We start from the raw sequence: 16990 nt of genomic DNA on the forward strand, positions 1-16990 counted from the left end.
GGGGAGCCGTACAGACCGGCTCAACCCCCGAGACCGGCCGCCATCCGCCAAGACGTTCGGCCGGCCCCGGGCCCATCCCCATCACAGAGACAGGACACGATCATGGCATTCGGTCGACGCAAGAACGAGACCCCCGCGACCGCACCGGCGCCCGCCAAGCGGCTGCCCGCGAGCATGCCGACCCGCCTCCCCAAGGACCCGCGTGGCAAGGGCTATGAGACGGACTACCAGGCCTCCCGCGGCGGCTGGCTCAAGAAGGGATGATGGAGCACATGGACGACCTGGTGCAGTTCCTCCGCGACCGCCTCGACGAAGACGAGCAGATCGCGCGGGCCGTCGGCGCCCAGCGCATCGAGACGGGCGAGTACCTCTGGGGATCGAAGTACCTGCTGCTGCAGGACGGCCCGAACGGCGAGTCCAGGGCGACAAACGAACTCGACGGCGATCTGGCCGACCACGTCGCCCGCCGCGTACCGTCCAGACCCATCATTGGCGCTCCATGGCTGCGGCGCTGATGCTCGAACGAGGCCCCGCCCTGCTCCCTGCAGGACGGGGCCTCGGCGCGTCCGGACCGATCGCGCTGGACATGATCACCATTTGGCGTCACACTGCTGCCAGCACCACACGTGTGCCCAGCAAGCCCCTGACCGGCGGTCAGGGGCTTTCGTACGCCCGGACGGAGGCCCATGAGCACGACATGGCTCACCACCGCCGAGGCTGCCACCCACGCCGACCGCGCCCGCCAGGCCCTCACCGCTGGCACCGCCCACATCCGGCCCGCCACCATCCGCCAGTGGGCACGCCGCGGCCACCTGCAGCCGACCGGCCTCACCGACCGCGGCCACCCCATGTACACGCTCGCCGACGTCACCAGAGCCGAAGTCGCAACCCGGGGCCGCGCGCTGAGACTCCTCGGCATCCCCGAGGCCCTCACCGCTCCCACGCATCCGTGACACGATTCCCCTTCACCGCGATCCCTGGGGGGGACCATGTTCGGCTCCAAGAAGACAACCGAGGAGAAGGCCGCATCCAAGGCACTCCTTGAGCTACGCCTCGCATCCGGAGCAGTCGGCCAGATGATGGTCCGAAAGGACCCGCTGCGCTTCACGACACCCGGCCAGATGGATGTCCTCGTGGCCGGCGCCACCATCACCATCGACCGCGGCGAGGCCGCGAAGCGCATCACAGCCACCCGCGTCCTCGCCACCGGCATCTTCGCCCTGGCGCTCAAGAAGGACGCCACCAAGCTGTTCGTCACCATCGAAGGCGCAGACGGCAAGTCCGCCATGCTCCTTGAGTGCGCAGCGAAACGTGAGGCAGACGCCCGCAAGTTCGCCATCCTCGTGCACACCAAGCACGCCGCCGAGCCCACCGACGAAGGTTGAAAGACTGATGGCTGGCCGCCCAGGCGACGGGTGTGACGACCCGCGCCCGACTCACCCGCACTGGTGCGGTTCCTGTGGTGCGAATCGCCTATTCAGCGCCGAGGAATGCAGGCTGCTGATGGTCGTACCGCCGTGCCTCCGCTGCCAGGGCACGGACTGGAAGAGCGAAGTCGACGAGCTCACCGCACGGGACTACCGGGACGAGTGGCGCCAGTAGTACCCCTGCCCCACCGAGGCCCCGTCCCCACGGATGGGGCCTCGGTGGGGCACCCCCCGACCCCCCGGGAGCCCCCCCATGCCCACCCGACCCCCTACCCGGTGCGCTGAGCCCGGCTGCTCCACCCTCGTGCCCAAGGGGCGCTGTGAAGACCACCAGCGCATCCCGTGGGCAGGCAGGGATGACAAGGCAGCACGCTACGGCGTGAGCTCTGGCAGATGGCGCACGCTGAAGCGCCGAACCACCGACCGCGACAACGGATGCTGCTACCGATGCGGCATCGAGCAGCCCGACCGAGACGACGATCCGGACGCCGAGCATCAGCACCAGCTCGACCACATCACGCCGATCGCCGAGGGCGGAGCAGCCGAGGACCTCGACAACCTCGGGCTCATCTGCGAGCCATGCCACCTCATCAAGTCCAAGGCCGAGGCCGCGCGTGCCAACAGGGCCCGTCGCAAAACCCGCTGACCGAACGGAGGCACACCCCATGGCCGCTGAGATCACCGGCTCCGTCCACATGGATGTTGAGATCGGTACCGAACACGTCTGCACCGACATCGGAGAGATCACCGTCCCCGTCCACAACGGCTCGGTTGAGATGCCCGAGGTCCGCCTGCAGCTGGCTGCGCTGTTCACCGAGCTGGGCGCCTGGCTGCGGGACGATCCCACTGCGTTCGGCCTCGCCGCCCCTCCCGTCTCCCCGGGGGTAGGGGAGTCCAGATCTCCAGGATGATCGCCAGGGGGCCCGGCGCCGTCAGCTCGGCACATACACGCTCAGAATTGTGAACTCAAAACTGGGGAAATGACGCAGCGTCACCAGTGATTGCGCAGGTCAGGAGGTAGGCATGGGGCGCACCGCACAGCCCGCAGCGCTTAAGTTGCTGACCGGTAGAGGGGACGGCCGCGACTCCGGCGGCCGCACGGTCAAGCCTCCGCCGGCCTTCCGACGGCTCCCCCCGAAGCCCCCGACGTGGCTGTCCAGGGAGGCGGCCGCCGAGTGGCGCCGTGTCGTCCCCGGCCTGCAGCGCCTGGACCTCCTGAAGGAGGAGGACCGAGCGATGCTCGCCGCCTACTGCGAGACCTGGTCCGTGTTCGTCACCGCGACGCGCGACGTGACCCTGACCGGCCTGACCGTCCAACAGATCACCAACCGGCCGGACGGATCGTCCACCGAGAAGACCGTGCCCAACCCGTCCGTGGCCATCGCGCGGAACGCCGGCCGCGAGCTCCGCGGGTTCGCCGCCCAGTTCGGCCTGTCCCCCTCGTCAGAGCAGGCCCTGGCGAGAGGGGCCGACGATGGCAGCGAGGACGACAACCCGTTCGCGTAGGAAGGCCGCCGAGCCTGAGCAGGCCGCCCCGGTCCCCGGCGCGTTCCTGGATGATGCCGAGCTCGAGCGGCTCAAGCTGTCACCCGAGGTTGGCTGGTACCTCGTCTCCCGGGGTATCGCTCTCCCGGACTGCCCGCCCCTGATCAAGACGCCCGAGCCCCGGGACGTCCCTGGCGCCCGGTTCGACCCCGAGCGCGTCGACAAGGTCATCAAGTCGTTCTCTCTGCTGCGCCACACCCAAGGGCAGTGGGCAGGCCGCCCGCTGATCCCGGACCCGTGGCAGGTCGCATGGATCCTGGCCCCGGTGTTCGGGTGGGTCCACTGGGACGACGACGCCGACATGTACGTGCGGATCATTTCCGAGCTGTACGTAGACGTGCCCCGCAAGAACGGCAAGAGCACCCTGTCCGGCGGTATCGCCGTCTACATGACGTGCGCGGACGGCGAGCCCGGCGCGCAGGTCGTCGCCGCGGCGACGACCAAGGCGCAGGCCGGGTTCGTGTTCACGCCGATCAAGCAGCTCGCCGAGCGCGCCCCGGCGCTTAAGGGCCACGTCAAGGCGTACCAGGGCAAGATCGTCCACCCGAAGAGCGGCAGCTACTTCGAGGTGATCGCGAACGCGGCAGACGCCCAGCACGGGGCGAACCTGCACGCCGGCATCATCGACGAACTGCACGTCTACAAGAGCCCGGACCTGGTGGAGGTCATCGAGTCCGGTACCGGCTCGAGGCGGCAGCCCCTGATCGTCATGATCACCACGGCGGACTCCGGCAAGCCCGAGACGATCTACGCCCGCAAGCGCACGCGCATCGAGCAGCTGGCGCGCGGCGTTCTCGAGGACCCGTCGGTGTACGGCGTGATCTTCGCTGTACCGAAGGACGCAGACCCGTTCGTCGAGGAGACGTGGCGGGCGGCCAACCCCGGTTTCGGGATCAGTCCGACCCGGGCGTACCTCGCTCGCAAGGCGCGCGGCGCCCAGCAGTCGCCGGCAGACCTGGCCGCGTTCCAGCGCCTGCACCTGGGGATCCGAACCAAGCAGGTCACCAAGTTCCTGGACCTGGACGCCTGGCGCGCCAATCAGGCCCTGGTCGACGAGGTCAAGTTGCGCGGCCGCGAGGCGTACGGCGGCCTGGACCTCGGGAGCGTCTCCGACCTGAACGCGCTTGCGTGGCTGTTCCCCGACGACACCGACGGCGGCCTGGACCTGCTGCTGCGGTTCTGGACACCGGAGGACAACCTGCCGTCCCTGGACAAGCGCACGGCGGACGCGGCCTCCCGGTGGGTCAAGGAGGGTTGGCTGCGCACCACGCCAGGCAACGTCACCGACTACCACGCGATCGGCGCGCAGATCCGCAAGGACCTCGACTCGTTCGACGTGAAGGCGCTCGGGTTCGACCGGTGGGGCAGTACGTCGCTCACCAACGACCTCGAGGGCGAGCGCGCCCCGATGGTCGGCGTAGGCCAGGGCTTCAAGACCATGTCGCCCGCCCTGAAAGCCGTTAAGCGGCTGCTGCTCCTCGGAGCGAAAGGCCGGCCGATGCTGCGCCACGGCGGCAACCCGGTCATGACGTGGATGGTCGACAACCTCGCCGTGGCCATGGACACCGCAGGCAACGTCAAGCCGGACAAGGCCAACTCCGGCGACAAGATCGACGGCATATCAGCGCTGTGCGACGCGATCTCCGAGATCCTCGTCCGGCCGCCCCGGCGCGTGTCCGCCTACGAGGACAGCGACTTCGAAGCGATCTGAGAGGGGGCGTCCTATGGCGTTCTGGCACCGCTGGACCAAGCACCACCCGCCGGCCCGGGTCATCGACCAGGACGGCGTGCCCGTCCTCGCCAAGGCCGCCGAGCAGTTCGGCGACCTGGCCGACCTCGGCCGGTACGTCACCCAGCACGGGATCAGGGTCGTTGACCCCGGCGTCCCGCTGTCCAACTACGCCGGCACCGCGGCCGCGCTGAACGTCTGGGAGACCCAGCCGTCGGTCCGCAAAGTGGTCGACTACATCGCCCGGGCCCTGTCGACGATCCCCTGGAACGTCTACGAGCGGGTCTCCGACACCGACCGGCGCAGGGTCACAGATCACCCGCTGGCGCAGCTGCTCGCGCACCCGGCCCCGGCGGTCCCACCATCGCGGCTGTGGCACTCGGTCATCGTCGACTGGCTCATCCACGACCGGTGGTGCATGCAGGTCCTCCCCAACGCCGACACACCGTCTGGGTGGGAGCTGCGCCGGAAGCCGGCCCGCAGGATGCACGTCCTGGCGGACGACGACGACCAGCCCGCCGCCCTGTACCTGATCAGCTCGCGCGGCCCCGCCGAGGTGGTGCCGCTGCCCGCCCCGTACCTGTTCGACCACGGGTATGCCACGGTCGGCGCGGACGGCACCTCGCCCATGGAGACCATGCAGCAGATCCTCGCCGAGCAGGCCGAGGCGGTGGAGTGGCGCCGATCGGTGTGGAAGAACGGCGCGCGAGTGCCGGTCGTCCTTGAACGGCCGGCGGATGCACCGAGCTGGTCGAAGACGGCACGGGACCGTTTCCTGGCCGGTTTCAACGCGTTCATCGGACGCGGCCCGACCGTGGGCGGGACGCCGCTCCTCGAGGACGGCATGAAGCTGGTCACCGTCAACGCGTTCAACCCGCGCGAGACCCAGGACATCGAGGGCCGACGGCTCACGGACGCCGAGGTGGCGTCCTTCTACCACATCCCGCCCGAGCTGGTGGGTGCGCGCGAGGGGACGTTCTCCAACCTGGACGCGTTCCGGCAGATGCTCTACACCCACTCGGTAGGCCCGGACATCACGATGCTGCAGGACGTCATCAACACCATGCTCGTCCCGCTCATCGCCCCCGGGTCGAACCTCTACGTAGAGGCGAACGTAGAGGCGAAGCTGCGCGGCTCGTTCACAGAGCAGGCGAGCATCCTGCAGACCGCGACCGGCGCCCCGTACATGCTGAGGTCCGAGGCGCGCAGCAAGCTGAACCTGCCGCACGTGGACGGCACCGACGAACTGGTCACCCCGCTCAACGTCCTGGTCGGCGGCCTCGCCTCGCCGACGGACACGGCCTCGCCGCCCGCCCTCCCAAAAGGTCAGGGCCGCCCGGCTTGAAAGCCGCGCGGCCTGAGGACCTGGGGACGTTCGCCGCCGAGCGGGACGCCTACACCGCGGCGCTCACCGGATGGGCGCAGCAGCAGGCCGACATCCTGCTGTCCGCGGCCGACGCGAAGGCGGACGGCCCGCCCGACTTCTACGACCTGTGGGCCGCGCAGTCCCCGGAGCGCCAGGCGCAGCTCGCCGCCCTCATGCAGGGGTACGGGTTCCGCCTCGCGCAGATCGGCGCGTGGGACGTCCTCGGGGTGTGGAACCCGGAGGCGGACGGCTGGGACGCGGCCGTCATGGAGGCCTGGTTGGCGAAGGCCGCCGAGTCTCACGCCACGGAGTACGAGCAGGCGGCGTACACCGCGGCGACGTCGGCCGTGGCGGACGAGGGCGACTGGCGCGCCAACCTCCGTGCAGGCCTCGGCTCCTGGGTGACGGCGGCCGGCGTGCGCGCGGTCACCGCGTCCACCGAGGCCCGGTCCTTCGGAGGCCACGACGCTGCCGGGGCGTCCGGCCTGACCCACAAGGTGTGGCGCACCGGGGGCAAGAACCCGCGCGCCTCGCACGTGCGCATGGGCGGCGACTCCGTCCCGCTCGGGACGACGTTCGACAACGGGCTGCGCTGGCCCGGGGACGCGAACGGTGACGCGGCCGAGACCGCGAACTGCAACTGCCGACTCGACTACACCCGAGAGGGGTCCTGACCATGGCCAAGCCCAGCGTCGGCCGCATCGTCCACTACGTCAGCTACGGCACCCCCGGCGGCGAGTACACCTCGCAGTGCCGGGCCGCCATCGTGACCGGCGTGCCCGAAGGAGCGCTGCCGGTCGCGGACGCCGAGCACGCCGAGGAATGGGACAGCGACGCCGTTGTGCTGGACCTGGCCGTGTTCAACCCGGGCGGCATCTTCTTCAACCGCTGCCCGCAGTCCGAGCCGATCCAGCGTGGCGGCACGTGGCATTGGCCCGAGCGCGAGGGGGTCTGACGTGCCCCGTACGAAGGAATGCACGGCGAAGATCAAGGCCGTCGGGCCCGCCGACGGGCTGCAGGAGGGCCAGTTCCGTGCGCTCGTCTCAGTGTTCGGGAACGAGGACAGCATGGGCGACGTCATCGCCCCGGGCGCGTTCGCTCAGGTCCTCGCCGAGTGGAAGGCGTCCGGCGACCCCATCCCGGTGGTCTGGGCCCACAAATGGAGCGACCCGTTCGCGCACATCGGCGTGGTCCTGGAAGCCACGGAAACGGCTGCCGGCCTCGAGGTCCTCGCCCAGATCGAGGACATGGACACCAACGCCACCGCGAAGCACGTGCACGGCCTACTCAAGGGCCGGCGCATCAAGCAGTTCAGCTTCGCGTACGACGTCGGCGAGGGCGGCTGGGTGGAGACCGATGACCTGGCCGCGCACCCGTGGGGCGAGTTCTACGAAATCAAGCGTTTCAGCTCGCTGTTCGAGGTCGGCCCGTGCCTGGTCGGCGCGAACCAGCAGACCGACCTGATCGCGGCCAAGGCCGCCGACCTCGCCCACACCGCGAAGGCCGGCCGCGTCCTGTCCCAGTCGAACTACGACGCGTTGGCGAGCGCGCACGCCTCGATCGGTGACGTCCTCGCCGCCGCGACCCCGGAGAAGAACCGGGCCCAGAAGACTTCCCCGCCCGCGCCCGCGGACGGGGCCACACCCGAGCAGGAGACCGGCCAGCAACCGCCCGAGGAGACCGCCGCCGCCGATGAGGCCGCCGCGAAGGCTCCCGCGCTCACGCCCGCCCAGGTATCCGCATGGGTCACCACGCAGGAACTGATGACCATGAGGAGCACAGGATGACGCTGCGCGAGAAGCTGCAGGCGCTGCTGAAGGAAGCGGCGGACATCGTCGCCAAGGCGGCGGCCGAGGACGGCCGGGACTTCACCGAGGACGAGGTGGCCCGGATCAACACGATCAAGGCTGAGTCCGAGGATCTTCAGGTGAAGGTCAAGGCGGCCGACGACGCGCAGGCCGCGGCCGCCGAGATGGCGGGCAAGGCCGCCGACCGGCCAGCCCCGAAGCTGTCCGGGGTGAAGGACCGGGAGGAGGACGGCGACGCTGCCACGCTCGGCGGCCGGTTCACCAAGAGCGCCCTGTACGCGGAGTTCCGCAAGGACAACCCGACTGGGCTCGGCGAGGGGTCGGCGGTCAGCATCGGCCGGACTCGCGTCGGGTCGCTCAAGGAGTGGATGGCCAACCGCAAGGCGACGTCCGCGCCGCTGCAGGTCGCCCTCGGCCACATCGCCCCGACGCGTATGCCGATGGTGGACCAGGTCGACCGCGACAGCCTGACCATCCTGGACCTGATCAGCCGCGGTGAGTCGGACGGACCGTTCGAGTACCTGCAGGTGACCGGGGTGACCCGCAACGCCGCCGTCGTTCAGGACGAGATCCTGCCCGGCGACCCGGACACCGCGCTCAAGCCCACGTCGACCATTCAAACGGAGCTCGCCGACGCCAAGCCCTACACGTACGCGGACGGCTACGACGTCACCAACTCCCTGCTGTCCAACGCGCCGGCGCTCGCCTCGTACATGGACCAGGAGCTGGAGTACTCGCTGGACTCCGTCGTCGAGGACATGCTGCTGAACGGCCCCGGCACGAGCGGGAAGCCGAAGGGCATCCTGCACACCACCGGTGTGCAGGAGCTGACTTACACCCCGGGCACCGACGCCATGGAGCAGGTCAAGGCGATCCGCAAGGCGATCACGAAGATCACCACCCTGCCCGGCGGGAACGTCACCGCGGCCCTGATGTCGCCCGAGGACGACGAGGCGTGGGACCTCATGCAGGACGCCAACGACCGGTTCTTCGGGCAGGGCCCGTTCGGCCAGGGCCCGAACACCAGCTGGGGCCGCGCCCGGGCGCTGTCGCAGCGCCTGGCCCCGGGCACGGTCATCCTCGGCGACTGGCGGCAGGTCGCCCTCCTGGACGTCGAGGGCCTGTCCGTCCTGGCGTTCAACCAGCACAAGGACTACGCCCAGCGAAACCTCGTCTACGTCCGTGCAGAGCTGCGCGCGATGCAGGTCATCTGGAAGCCCAACCGGCTCATCGTCATCAAGCCGACCCCGTAAGGAGACAGCATGCCCGAGCACAAGATGATCGTGATCGACGGGATCCGGGTGCGCGCGGACGAGGCGGCCCGCTACCGGGCGCGCACGGCACCGCCCGCGGGCGGGCAGGCGCCCCCGCTCACGCAGGCGCAGGCGGACCCGCGCACGCAGGAGACGGACCAGGAGCCCGGGGCCGGCGGGTTCGACCCGGCGGAGCACACCGTGCTGCAGGTCATCGCGCACCTGGCCGAGGCCGACGAGCAGGAGACCGCCCGGGTCCTGGACGCCGAGAGCAAGGGCGAGCAGCGCAAGGGCCTCATGGAGCGCCAGGACGAGTTCCTGGCCGAGGCCCGGCAGCGTGCGGCAGGCGGTCCCGGTGGCGGGGCCTGAGCCCTACCTCGCCGACCCGGCCGAGCTCGCCGTGTTCCTGGGTATCCCTGCTGACGATCTGCGGTTGCTGGCCGCACTGCGGGCCGCCACAAGGCGCTTCCGCGGTGCGGTCCGCCACCCCGTCAGTCTGGTCACCGAGGACACCGTGAGCCTGGACGGCACGGGGCGGGCGGCGCTGCAGCTGCCGGCCGCCCCGGTCGTCCGCCTCGGCGACGTCCTGGTGGACGAGCAGCTGCTCACCGGGGTACGGGTCAAGCGCCGGGCGGGGGTGCTGCTGCATCCGTCCGGGTGCTGGCCGGACTGGTCCGAGGTCACAGTGACGTACGACCACGGCCACACCGTCACGCCGGAGGAGGTCACGGAGGCGGTCATCGACCAGGCCCGGGCGATCTACCGGCTGGACCCGGCGATCCAGCAGATCACCACCGGCACCGAGTCCGTCAGTTTCGCGGCGACGGCGGCGGTGGGGATCACCTCGCAGTGGCAGGCCGCTGTCGAGGCGCACCGCCTGAACCGGGGGGATGACGCATGACAGTGATCGACAACCCGCTGCGGCGCGACACCGTCACCGTCATCACCCGGGTCCTGGTCGGTGAGGACGAGCGCGGGCAGGACGTCTACGAGGACCAGGAGCGCGACGTCGACCGCTGCAACATGCAGCCCGTCAGTTCCACGGAGGCGACCGACGACCGGGTCCAGGTCGTCACCCGGTGGCGGCTGGCCGGGCCCCCGCACATGGGCCTGACCAACACGTCCCGGGTCCGACACCGGGGGGTGCTGTACGAGGTCGACGGCGAGCCCGGCGAGCACGGCTCCTTCGGCGGACTGCTCGACCACACCGAGGCATTCCTAAAGGTGGTGACTGGCTGATGTCCGGTATCCGTTTCGAGTTCGATGCGAACTGCCTGCCCGAGGTCATGCGCTCCCAGCCCGTCCGCGCCGCGCTCAAGGCCGAGGCCGACCGCATCGCACCAGTGGCCCGGGCCATCGCCCGGTCCGAGGTCAGCGAAGAGTTCGCCGCCTCGATCGAGGTGGTCGAGGAGATCCGCCCCCGGGGCCGGCCGACGGCCGCAGTTGTCGCCGACAGCGCGGACGCCGCCGACCATGAACACGGCACGTCCTCGACACCGCGGCGGCGGGTGCTGGGCCGGGCCGCGCACACCCGCATCGACGGGGTGACGTGATGTGGGCGGACATCGAGCTGGCCGTGATGACCGGCCTGCGCCCACACCTGCCTGGCGTACGCGTCGCGGACGAGCTCCCCGACCAGCTGGAAACCCGGCTCCCGCTGGACTGGGTGCAGGTCGCGGGCGGCGCCGACGACCAGGTCACCGACACCGCCACCGTCGACGTGCATAGCTTCGCGGCGACCAGGGCCGCGGCATGGGACCTGGCGGAGCGGACCCGCACGGCGATGCACGCCCTGGCCGCCACTCACAACCCCGGACAGAAGGTCGTCATCGACGACGTGACGACCGAACAGCGCCCCGCCCTCGTCCCGTACGGCAACCCCGCTCTACGGCGCGCAGTGGCCACCTACACGGTCTCTACCCGCGAGCGCGCGCCGTCCTGAGCTCACCTCCACTCCTGGCCCCTGGCACTCGCCCGGGGCCATCGTCATGAAAGGGGCCCATTGTGGCTGCCGGCGATTTCACCACCATGGCGGATCTGCGCACGTCGCTGATCCGCAAGGCACTCCGTTACGCGATCTTCGCGGCGGACACCACGGCGGACGCCGTGGCGGACCCGTTCGACACGGCCGGGATCCTGCAGGTCCTCCCCGCCGGTTACGTCCCGGTCGGATACACCACCACCGACGGTGTGACGTTCTCCGGCGACCTGTCGATGAACGACGTCGAGTCCGGGCAGTCGGCGTCCCCGACCCGCTCCGACGTGGAAACGGACATTCAGACGGCGCAGTGGGTACCGCAGGAGACGAACGCCGCGGCCCTTGCCCTGTACGAGAACCTGCCGCTGTCCGGGGCCGATGCACTCCCGGCGATCGGCACGGAGGCATGGACCTGGACCAGGCCGCTGGTCCCGCCCACCCTCTACCGGCGACTCGTGTTCATCGCCGAGGACCTCAACAAGGAAACCGGCAAGCCGCTGTACATCGTCCGCCACTTCCCCAGCGCCCTGCGCTCGGGCCGTGAGGACGAGCAGTGGACCCGCACCGCCGAGATCTCCCGCGGCGTCACCTACCAGGCCTACGTCGACGAGACGGTCCAGACCGACTCGATCACGTGGATCGACGGCCCGGGCTGGCGCGACTTCGCAACGCCGGTAGGCCCCTGATGGCCGATCCGGCCCGCACACCGGCACCGAGGCGGCGGCCCAGGGTGAGCCCTGCCGCCTCGGTGCCTCCACCGGCTCACCCACCGGCCACCCAGAACAGAGAGATCACCACCATGAGCAAGCCCAACCGCAAGCGCTACAAGCTGTCCGAAGTCAAGGCCCAGTACACCGAGGCAGTCGGCGGCAACACCGTGGAGTTCGAGACCGACAAGGGCGACGTCCTGACGTTCCCGCACCCGCTGTTCGCCGAGGACGACTGGACCGAGGCAGTCGACGCCGCCGAGACCTCGAGGGACAAGGCCCTCGCGATCCTCGGCCCGGAGCAGTACGAGACGTACGCGGCCGCCGGCCACAGTGACGGCGACATCGGGCTGCTGTTCCTCGCCGTGCAGCAGGACATGCAGGGCCAGATCAAGCGCCGCCCTACACGGTCCTAGACGTCCTCGGGCACCATCCCGAGGCCGTCGAGGCGGACCTGATGCACCACTACGCGCCGCGTGATCCGGTCGCCGAGTTCTGGCAGGGCCGCATCACGCTGCGCAAACTCCGCGTGATGGTCGAGGGTCTGCCCCCAGGCGGGGCGCTGGCCCGGGCCATCACGGACTCCCCGTGGGGCACCGCCGAGTACCAGCTGGCCGACCTCCTGGACGGGATCGCCCGGATGGAGACAGATTTCCGCAACGCCAACCGGGGCGAGAAGTCGCAGGCGGAGCCCTACCCGGACCGCACCTGGCGGCCCGGCGACCCGTCCCCGAAGCAGAAGGCCAAGGCCGAGGCCAAGGCCGCCCGCAAGGGGCGACAGGGATATCAGCGGATCGTCGCGATGGCGACCCCGCAATACGCAGAGAAGGGGTGATCCGATGCCCCGCGCTGGTGCTGTGTGGGTGGACGTGCTGCCGAACATGTCCCGGTTCGGCCAGCAGCTGGACCGGGAGATCGGCGAGCCCGTGGCCCGGGCCTCCAACAGCGCGGGGCAGGCCGGCGGCGAATCCCTCATGTCCGGGATGAAGGCCAAGCTCCTGGTGGGCGCGGCCGCCGTGGGTGCGGCCGCTGGGGCCCTGCTCGCCAAGGGCCTCGAGGAGTCACTGGCGAAGCAGAAGGCCACCGGCAAACTCAAGGCACAGCTGGGCCTGAGCGCCCAGGACGCGAAGCGCGCTGGCGCGGCCGCCGGCAAGCTGTACGGGGACACGGTCACCGAGTCCGTGGACGAGGCGGCGGCCGCCGTGCGCGCCACGATGTCCGCCGGCCTCGCCCCGCCGAAGGCGACGACGAAACAGCTCGCGCAGATCAGCACCAAGGTCCAGGACTTGTCGACGCTGTTCGAGGTGGACCTGGGCCAGGCCGCAAACGCCGCCGGGCAGGCCGTGAAGAACGGCCTGGCGAAGAACGGCACCGAGGCCCTGGACGTCATGTACCGGGGTTTCCAGGTCATGGGCCCGCGCGCCGATGACCTGGCCGACACGTTCAACGAGTACTCCACGATCTTCCGCAGCCTCGGCCTGGACATGAAGACGGCCACCGGCCTGTTCTCCCAGGGCATGAAGGCAGGCGCTCGCGACACCGACGTCGTCGCGGACGCTCTCAAGGAATTCCAGATCCGCACCACCGACGGATCCAAGGCTTCCGCGGCGGGCTTCAAGCTCCTCGGGATGAACGCCGAGTCCGCCACGGCAATGTTCGCCAAGGGCGGGGCCGGCGCGGCCGCTGGACTGCAGACCGTGCTGGACAAGCTGCGGGCCATGAAGAACCCCGTCGACCGGAACGCGGCGAGCGTGGCCCTGTTCGGAACCAAGAGCGAGGACCTCGGCAAGGCCTTGTACAGCTTGGATCCGTCCAAGGCGGTGGCCGACCTTGGTGCGGTGGGCGGCGCGGCGAAGAAGGCCGGCGACGACCTGCGCAACAACGCCGGCGTGCCGTTCGAGCAGTTCAAGCGCCGGGCCCTGATGGCGATCGGGGACGCCACCTCGAAGTACGTACTGCCCCGCCTGATGCAGTTCGGCCGCTACCTGGGCTCCGACGTCCTGCCGGTCGTCCAGCGGTTCGGCGGATTCATCGACACCCGTGTCGTGCCGACCATGACGGCACTCGGCAATGCGTTCATGTCCGGCGCCCGGTGGGTGCGGGAGTACGGCATCTGGTTCACTCCGCTCGCCATCGTGATCGGCGGCGTGACCCTGGCAATGTCGGCGAACGCCATCGCAACCGGCATCAGCCTCGGCGTGCTCGGCGCGTACTCCATCGCGGTGCGCGGCGTCATGATGGTCACCCGGGCGTGGGCGGCCGCACAGGCGATCTTCAACGCCGTGATGGCACTCAACCCCATCACCTTGATCATCATCGGAGTGGTGGCGCTCGGCGCCGCGCTCGTCATCGCGTACAAGAAGAGCGAGACGTTCCGGGCGATCGTGCAGGGCGCCTGGGCGGGCATCAAGGCCGGATGGACCGCACTCTGGGAGCAGGGCCTGAAGCCCGGGTTCGGCTACCTGATGACCGGGCTGACCGCCATCGGCACGGCCGCATCGTGGCTGTGGCACACCGTGCTGCAGCCCGTGTTCGGATGGATCGCGACCGGTGCGAAGATCCTGGCCACCGTCATGTACATCACCCTGGTGATGCCGATCATGTACGGGGTCAAGCAGCTCGGCGACGGTTTCAGCTGGCTGTGGACGGCAGCGATCCAGCCCGCATTCAAGTGGATCGTGGCCGGCGCGAAATGGCTGTGGGGCGGGGTGAAAGCCCAGTTCAACCTGGTCATGGGCGGGGTGCGCCTGGTCGCCTCCGTCGTGATGTGGCTCTACCGCAACGCCGTGCAGCCGGTCGTCGGCTGGACGGTCGCAGGGTTCAAGCTCATGTGGTCCGGGGTGAAGTGGTCGGCGACCCAGATCATCGCTGGGCTGCGCCTGCTGGGCGCGGCTGCCACGTGGCTGTGGAAGACCGCGTTCAGCCCCGCGCTGCACGGGGTCGCAGAGCTTGCGCTCTGGCTCTACAACAAGGGGCTCAAGCCTCCGATCGACCGAGCGCGAGCCCTGGCGAAGACGATGGGCGACGCGTTCAAGTCCGGTGCGGACACCGTGGGGAAGGCCTTCAAGTCGCTGCAGGACAAGGCGAAGAAGCCGATCGAGTACGTGATCAATACGGTGTACAACAAGGGCATCCGTGGTGTCTGGAACCAGGTGGCCAGCAAGTTCGGTGCCCCCTCCTTGCCGGAGTTCAAGGGCTTCGCACGCGGCGGTGTGCTGCCTGGTCAGTCTTCTTTCCGTGACGGTGACGACCAGTTGGTGCCGATGCGGCGCGGTGAGGGTGTCTACGTCTCCGAGGCGATGCGGGATCCGTACGAGCGGGCGCGCCTGCACGCGGTCAACCGGGCTGCGATGCAGGGTCGTTCCCTCTCCCCGTTCCGGGGTCAGGGGTTCAGCGAGGGCGGCATCTTCGGCTGGGTCAAGAACTCCGCGTCCAAGGGTGTTGACCTCGCCAAGAGCGGCGTCAGCTGGCTGAAGGACGGCGTGAAGGCCTCGGCCGAGGCCGGGCTGAACGCGGTAGTGAGGCCCCTGCTGAACAAGATCAGCGGCTCCGCGTCGGCGTACCGGGACATGATCACCGGCATCCCCAAACGGATGATCAAGGAAATCATCGGCTACTCCGGGAAGGCGGACGGCGAGCTCGAGAAGGCTGGCATCGGCGGGAAGGGGTTCAAGGGCGCCCTGGCCTGGGCGCGTACGCAGGCGGGCAAGGCCTACCAGTGGGGCGGCAACGGCGATCCGTCGTGGGACTGCTCAGGTCTCGTGTCCGCGATCGAGTCCGTGATCCGTGGGCAGAAGCCCCACCGCCGTTGGGCCACCGGCGCGTTCAGCGGTGAGCAGGCCCCGCCCGGCTGGGTGCGGGGCGCCAGGTCCCCGTACATGATCGGCGTCACCAACAGCGGCGTCGGCCACACCGCGGGCACGCTGAACGGTGTCAACGTGGAGAGCAGGGGCGGCGATGGGGTCGTCATCGGTTCCCGGGCCCGCAGCTACATGGACCCGCTGTTCACCGACCGGTACGGGTTCAAGGGGTACGCCGACGGTGGGTCACCGCGCCGCGGTGAGATCGCCTGGGTCGGAGAGAACGGCCCCGAGCTGATGGAGTTCCGGGGCGGGGAGGTCGTCTACTCCAACGCCGACTCCATGCGCATGGCGGCCGGGCTCGGCCCGGTTCGCGGATTCGCCAAGGGCACCAAGGCCGCCAAGCGCCCGGCGCGGCGCATGGCCTCGTCTGGGGCGAGCCCCGCGCTCACGTTGATCCGCGGCGACCTGACGGCGTTTCGCAAGAGCCTGACCGGCACGGCCGCCGACATCGCCAAGGCCGCGCAGAAGCTCGCGAAGGACCTGGCGGCGGCCGGCAAGTCGAGCAGTCTCGTGGCGTCCACGCTCAAGGTCGCGGCGAAGCTCCAGGCACTCGCCGCGAAACGGGACAGTCTCCGTGCCACGATCGCCGCGGCGAAGTCGTTCGCCGCCGATCAGACCAAGTCGACCCGCGATTACCTCGGCATCTCCAACCTGGCCGACGCCGGGTCCGTCAGGGATCTGATCACTGGTCTGGAGGGGCGGCAGAACAACGTCCGCTCGTTCCAGGCCCGGATCGATACGGCGCTCAAGCACGGGGCGTCCAAGGACGTGATCAGTCAGCTGATCGCGATGGGGACTGACGCAGGGTCCGGCCTCGCCGGGCTGGTGTCCGGTGCCAGCAAGGCCGAGATCGCACGGCTGAACAAGGTCGTTGCGGCGGGCGGGAAACTGGCCACCCTCTACGGCAACGGCATGGCGGACATCCTGTACGACGCCGGAGTGGGGGCCTCGAGGGGATTCCTGACCGGGCTGCTCGACCAGGAGCAGGCCATCGTCGACTCGATGGCACGGATCGCCAACGGGGCGATCAAGGCGATCCGCCCCGACATGGCGGTCAACTCCGGCGTCATCCGCAAGGTGGCCGCCACACCCGTACCCACCCGGCGGATGTCATCCGCGGCCGCAACCACAGTTGTGCCGGTCACCTCGGCCAAGGCGCCCGCGCAGGATGCCGCCCTGCAGGACGGGGCCACGCTCGTCCTGCGCATCGGCGAAGACGAGTTCACGGCGGTCGTCGACCGACGGGTGGACGAGGGTCTGTCCACGGTGCGCCGGGCCATCCGTTCCGGCACAAGGTAGAGAGAGGAGCCGTGC

22 protein-coding genes are annotated in these 16990 nt (G+C 69.8%); all 22 read left to right on the plus strand.

The genetic code is table 11. From position 1 onward, the window contains the following. Positions 1-102 precede the first annotated feature (102 nt). The 22 genes from ACIQMX_RS40525 (at position 103) to ACIQMX_RS40630 (ending at position 16975) form a co-directional block, all read left to right on the plus strand. Positions 103-264, plus strand: coding sequence for a hypothetical protein (locus ACIQMX_RS40525; protein ID WP_402486206.1), 162 nt, complete (start codon positions 103-105; stop codon positions 262-264). Further along, a complete protein-coding gene (locus ACIQMX_RS40530; protein ID WP_402486209.1) occupies positions 261-515 on the plus strand; it encodes a DUF6221 family protein in 255 nt (84 codons plus the stop codon). Before ACIQMX_RS40525 ends, ACIQMX_RS40530 begins: the two co-directional genes overlap by 4 nt. A 171-nt stretch (positions 516-686) precedes the next feature. Beyond that, complete coding sequence (locus ACIQMX_RS40535) at positions 687-953, plus strand: MerR family transcriptional regulator (RefSeq protein ID WP_402486212.1); 267 nt, start codon at positions 687-689, stop codon at positions 951-953. Positions 954-989: 36 nt separating this feature from the next. Next, positions 990-1385, plus strand: coding sequence for a hypothetical protein (locus tag ACIQMX_RS40540; protein ID WP_402486214.1), 396 nt, complete (start codon positions 990-992; stop codon positions 1383-1385). Positions 1386-1806: 421 nt separating this feature from the next. Next, positions 1807-2073, plus strand: coding sequence for an HNH endonuclease (locus ACIQMX_RS40545; protein WP_402486217.1), 267 nt, complete (start codon positions 1807-1809; stop codon positions 2071-2073). 19 nt (positions 2074-2092) lie between these two features. Beyond that, positions 2093-2338 (plus strand): hypothetical protein, encoded by a 246-nt coding sequence (locus tag ACIQMX_RS40550; protein ID WP_402486220.1) that lies wholly within the window; start codon positions 2093-2095, stop codon positions 2336-2338. Between the two features lie 112 nt (positions 2339-2450). Next, a complete protein-coding gene (locus ACIQMX_RS40555; protein WP_402486223.1) occupies positions 2451-2933 on the plus strand; it encodes a phage terminase small subunit P27 family in 483 nt (160 codons plus the stop codon). Further along, positions 2902-4683, plus strand: a complete 1782-nt coding sequence (locus ACIQMX_RS40560; RefSeq protein ID WP_402486226.1) for a terminase large subunit — start codon at positions 2902-2904, stop codon at positions 4681-4683. Before ACIQMX_RS40555 ends, ACIQMX_RS40560 begins: the two co-directional genes overlap by 32 nt. A gap of 13 nt (positions 4684-4696) precedes the next feature. Continuing rightward, a complete protein-coding gene (locus ACIQMX_RS40565) occupies positions 4697-6046 on the plus strand; it encodes a phage portal protein (RefSeq protein ID WP_402486229.1) in 1350 nt (449 codons plus the stop codon). Next, the gene (locus ACIQMX_RS40570) at positions 6043-6741 is read left to right on the plus strand and encodes a hypothetical protein (protein WP_402486231.1); all 699 of its coding nucleotides are present in this window, start codon (positions 6043-6045) and stop codon (positions 6739-6741) included. The genes ACIQMX_RS40565 and ACIQMX_RS40570 overlap by 4 nt, the downstream gene beginning before the upstream one ends. Positions 6742-6743: 2 nt before the next feature. Then, positions 6744-7022, plus strand: a complete 279-nt coding sequence (locus ACIQMX_RS40575) for a hypothetical protein (RefSeq protein ID WP_402486234.1) — start codon at positions 6744-6746, stop codon at positions 7020-7022. 1 nt (position 7023) lies between these two features. Beyond that, the gene (locus tag ACIQMX_RS40580; protein WP_402486237.1) at positions 7024-7854 is read left to right on the plus strand and encodes an HK97 family phage prohead protease; all 831 of its coding nucleotides are present in this window, start codon (positions 7024-7026) and stop codon (positions 7852-7854) included. Beyond that, entirely contained in the window at positions 7851-9128 is a 1278-nt protein-coding gene (locus ACIQMX_RS40585) for a phage major capsid protein (protein ID WP_402486240.1), read from the plus strand. The genes ACIQMX_RS40580 and ACIQMX_RS40585 overlap by 4 nt, the downstream gene beginning before the upstream one ends. A 9-nt stretch (positions 9129-9137) precedes the next feature. Next, positions 9138-9497 carry a hypothetical protein gene (locus ACIQMX_RS40590; RefSeq protein ID WP_402486243.1) on the plus strand — a complete coding sequence of 120 codons (360 nt, stop codon included), beginning with the start codon at positions 9138-9140 and terminating at the stop codon, positions 9495-9497. After that, on the plus strand, positions 9484-10029 hold the full coding sequence (locus tag ACIQMX_RS40595) for a mobile element protein (protein ID WP_402486246.1): 546 nt from the start codon (positions 9484-9486) through the stop codon (positions 10027-10029). The genes ACIQMX_RS40590 and ACIQMX_RS40595 overlap by 14 nt, the downstream gene beginning before the upstream one ends. After that, complete coding sequence (locus ACIQMX_RS40600; protein ID WP_402486248.1) at positions 10026-10367, plus strand: hypothetical protein; 342 nt, start codon at positions 10026-10028, stop codon at positions 10365-10367. Before ACIQMX_RS40595 ends, ACIQMX_RS40600 begins: the two co-directional genes overlap by 4 nt. After that, positions 10367-10681 carry a hypothetical protein gene (locus ACIQMX_RS40605; protein ID WP_402486251.1) on the plus strand — a complete coding sequence of 105 codons (315 nt, stop codon included), beginning with the start codon at positions 10367-10369 and terminating at the stop codon, positions 10679-10681. Before ACIQMX_RS40600 ends, ACIQMX_RS40605 begins: the two co-directional genes overlap by 1 nt. Then, entirely contained in the window at positions 10681-11070 is a 390-nt protein-coding gene (locus tag ACIQMX_RS40610; RefSeq protein WP_402486254.1) for a hypothetical protein, read from the plus strand. Before ACIQMX_RS40605 ends, ACIQMX_RS40610 begins: the two co-directional genes overlap by 1 nt. A gap of 62 nt (positions 11071-11132) precedes the next feature. Continuing rightward, positions 11133-11792: a phage tail protein gene (locus ACIQMX_RS40615; protein WP_402486257.1), complete on the plus strand. Its 660-nt coding sequence runs from the start codon at positions 11133-11135 to the stop codon at positions 11790-11792. A gap of 113 nt (positions 11793-11905) precedes the next feature. Further along, on the plus strand, positions 11906-12229 hold the full coding sequence (locus tag ACIQMX_RS40620) for a hypothetical protein (RefSeq protein ID WP_402486259.1): 324 nt from the start codon (positions 11906-11908) through the stop codon (positions 12227-12229). Between the two features lie 41 nt (positions 12230-12270). Next, positions 12271-12648 (plus strand): hypothetical protein, encoded by a 378-nt coding sequence (locus tag ACIQMX_RS40625; protein WP_363066327.1) that lies wholly within the window; start codon positions 12271-12273, stop codon positions 12646-12648. A 4-nt stretch (positions 12649-12652) separates the two neighbouring features. Then, the gene (locus tag ACIQMX_RS40630) at positions 12653-16975 is read left to right on the plus strand and encodes a phage tail tape measure protein (protein WP_402486262.1); all 4323 of its coding nucleotides are present in this window, start codon (positions 12653-12655) and stop codon (positions 16973-16975) included. The last annotated feature ends 15 nt before the right edge of the window (positions 16976-16990 follow it).

It is taken from the genome of Streptomyces sp. NPDC091416, assembly GCF_044756845.1.
Taxonomy (GTDB): Bacteria; Actinomycetota; Actinomycetes; order Streptomycetales; family Streptomycetaceae; genus Streptomyces.

Bases quoted from the DNA above. Each gene is read 5' to 3' on its own strand.
- ACIQMX_RS40525 (WP_402486206.1), top strand. From the start codon at position 103: ATGGCATTCGGTCGACGCAAGAACGAGACCCCCGCGACCGCACCGGCG.
- ACIQMX_RS40530 (WP_402486209.1), top strand. From the start codon at position 261: ATGATGGAGCACATGGACGACCTGGTGCAGTTCCTCCGCGACCGCCTC.
- ACIQMX_RS40535 (WP_402486212.1), top strand. From the start codon at position 687: ATGAGCACGACATGGCTCACCACCGCCGAGGCTGCCACCCACGCCGAC.
- ACIQMX_RS40540 (WP_402486214.1), top strand. From the start codon at position 990: ATGTTCGGCTCCAAGAAGACAACCGAGGAGAAGGCCGCATCCAAGGCA.
- ACIQMX_RS40550 (WP_402486220.1), top strand. From the start codon at position 2,093: ATGGCCGCTGAGATCACCGGCTCCGTCCACATGGATGTTGAGATCGGT.
- ACIQMX_RS40555 (WP_402486223.1), top strand. From the start codon at position 2,451: ATGGGGCGCACCGCACAGCCCGCAGCGCTTAAGTTGCTGACCGGTAGA.
- ACIQMX_RS40560 (WP_402486226.1), top strand. From the start codon at position 2,902: ATGGCAGCGAGGACGACAACCCGTTCGCGTAGGAAGGCCGCCGAGCCT.
- ACIQMX_RS40565 (WP_402486229.1), top strand. From the start codon at position 4,697: ATGGCGTTCTGGCACCGCTGGACCAAGCACCACCCGCCGGCCCGGGTC.
- ACIQMX_RS40575 (WP_402486234.1), top strand. From the start codon at position 6,744: ATGGCCAAGCCCAGCGTCGGCCGCATCGTCCACTACGTCAGCTACGGC.
- ACIQMX_RS40585 (WP_402486240.1), top strand. From the start codon at position 7,851: ATGACGCTGCGCGAGAAGCTGCAGGCGCTGCTGAAGGAAGCGGCGGAC.
- ACIQMX_RS40590 (WP_402486243.1), top strand. From the start codon at position 9,138: ATGCCCGAGCACAAGATGATCGTGATCGACGGGATCCGGGTGCGCGCG.
- ACIQMX_RS40600 (WP_402486248.1), top strand. From the start codon at position 10,026: ATGACAGTGATCGACAACCCGCTGCGGCGCGACACCGTCACCGTCATC.
- ACIQMX_RS40605 (WP_402486251.1), top strand. From the start codon at position 10,367: ATGTCCGGTATCCGTTTCGAGTTCGATGCGAACTGCCTGCCCGAGGTC.
- ACIQMX_RS40610 (WP_402486254.1), top strand. From the start codon at position 10,681: ATGTGGGCGGACATCGAGCTGGCCGTGATGACCGGCCTGCGCCCACAC.
- ACIQMX_RS40620 (WP_402486259.1), top strand. From the start codon at position 11,906: ATGAGCAAGCCCAACCGCAAGCGCTACAAGCTGTCCGAAGTCAAGGCC.
- ACIQMX_RS40625 (WP_363066327.1), top strand. From the start codon at position 12,271: ATGCACCACTACGCGCCGCGTGATCCGGTCGCCGAGTTCTGGCAGGGC.
- ACIQMX_RS40630 (WP_402486262.1), top strand. From the start codon at position 12,653: ATGCCCCGCGCTGGTGCTGTGTGGGTGGACGTGCTGCCGAACATGTCC.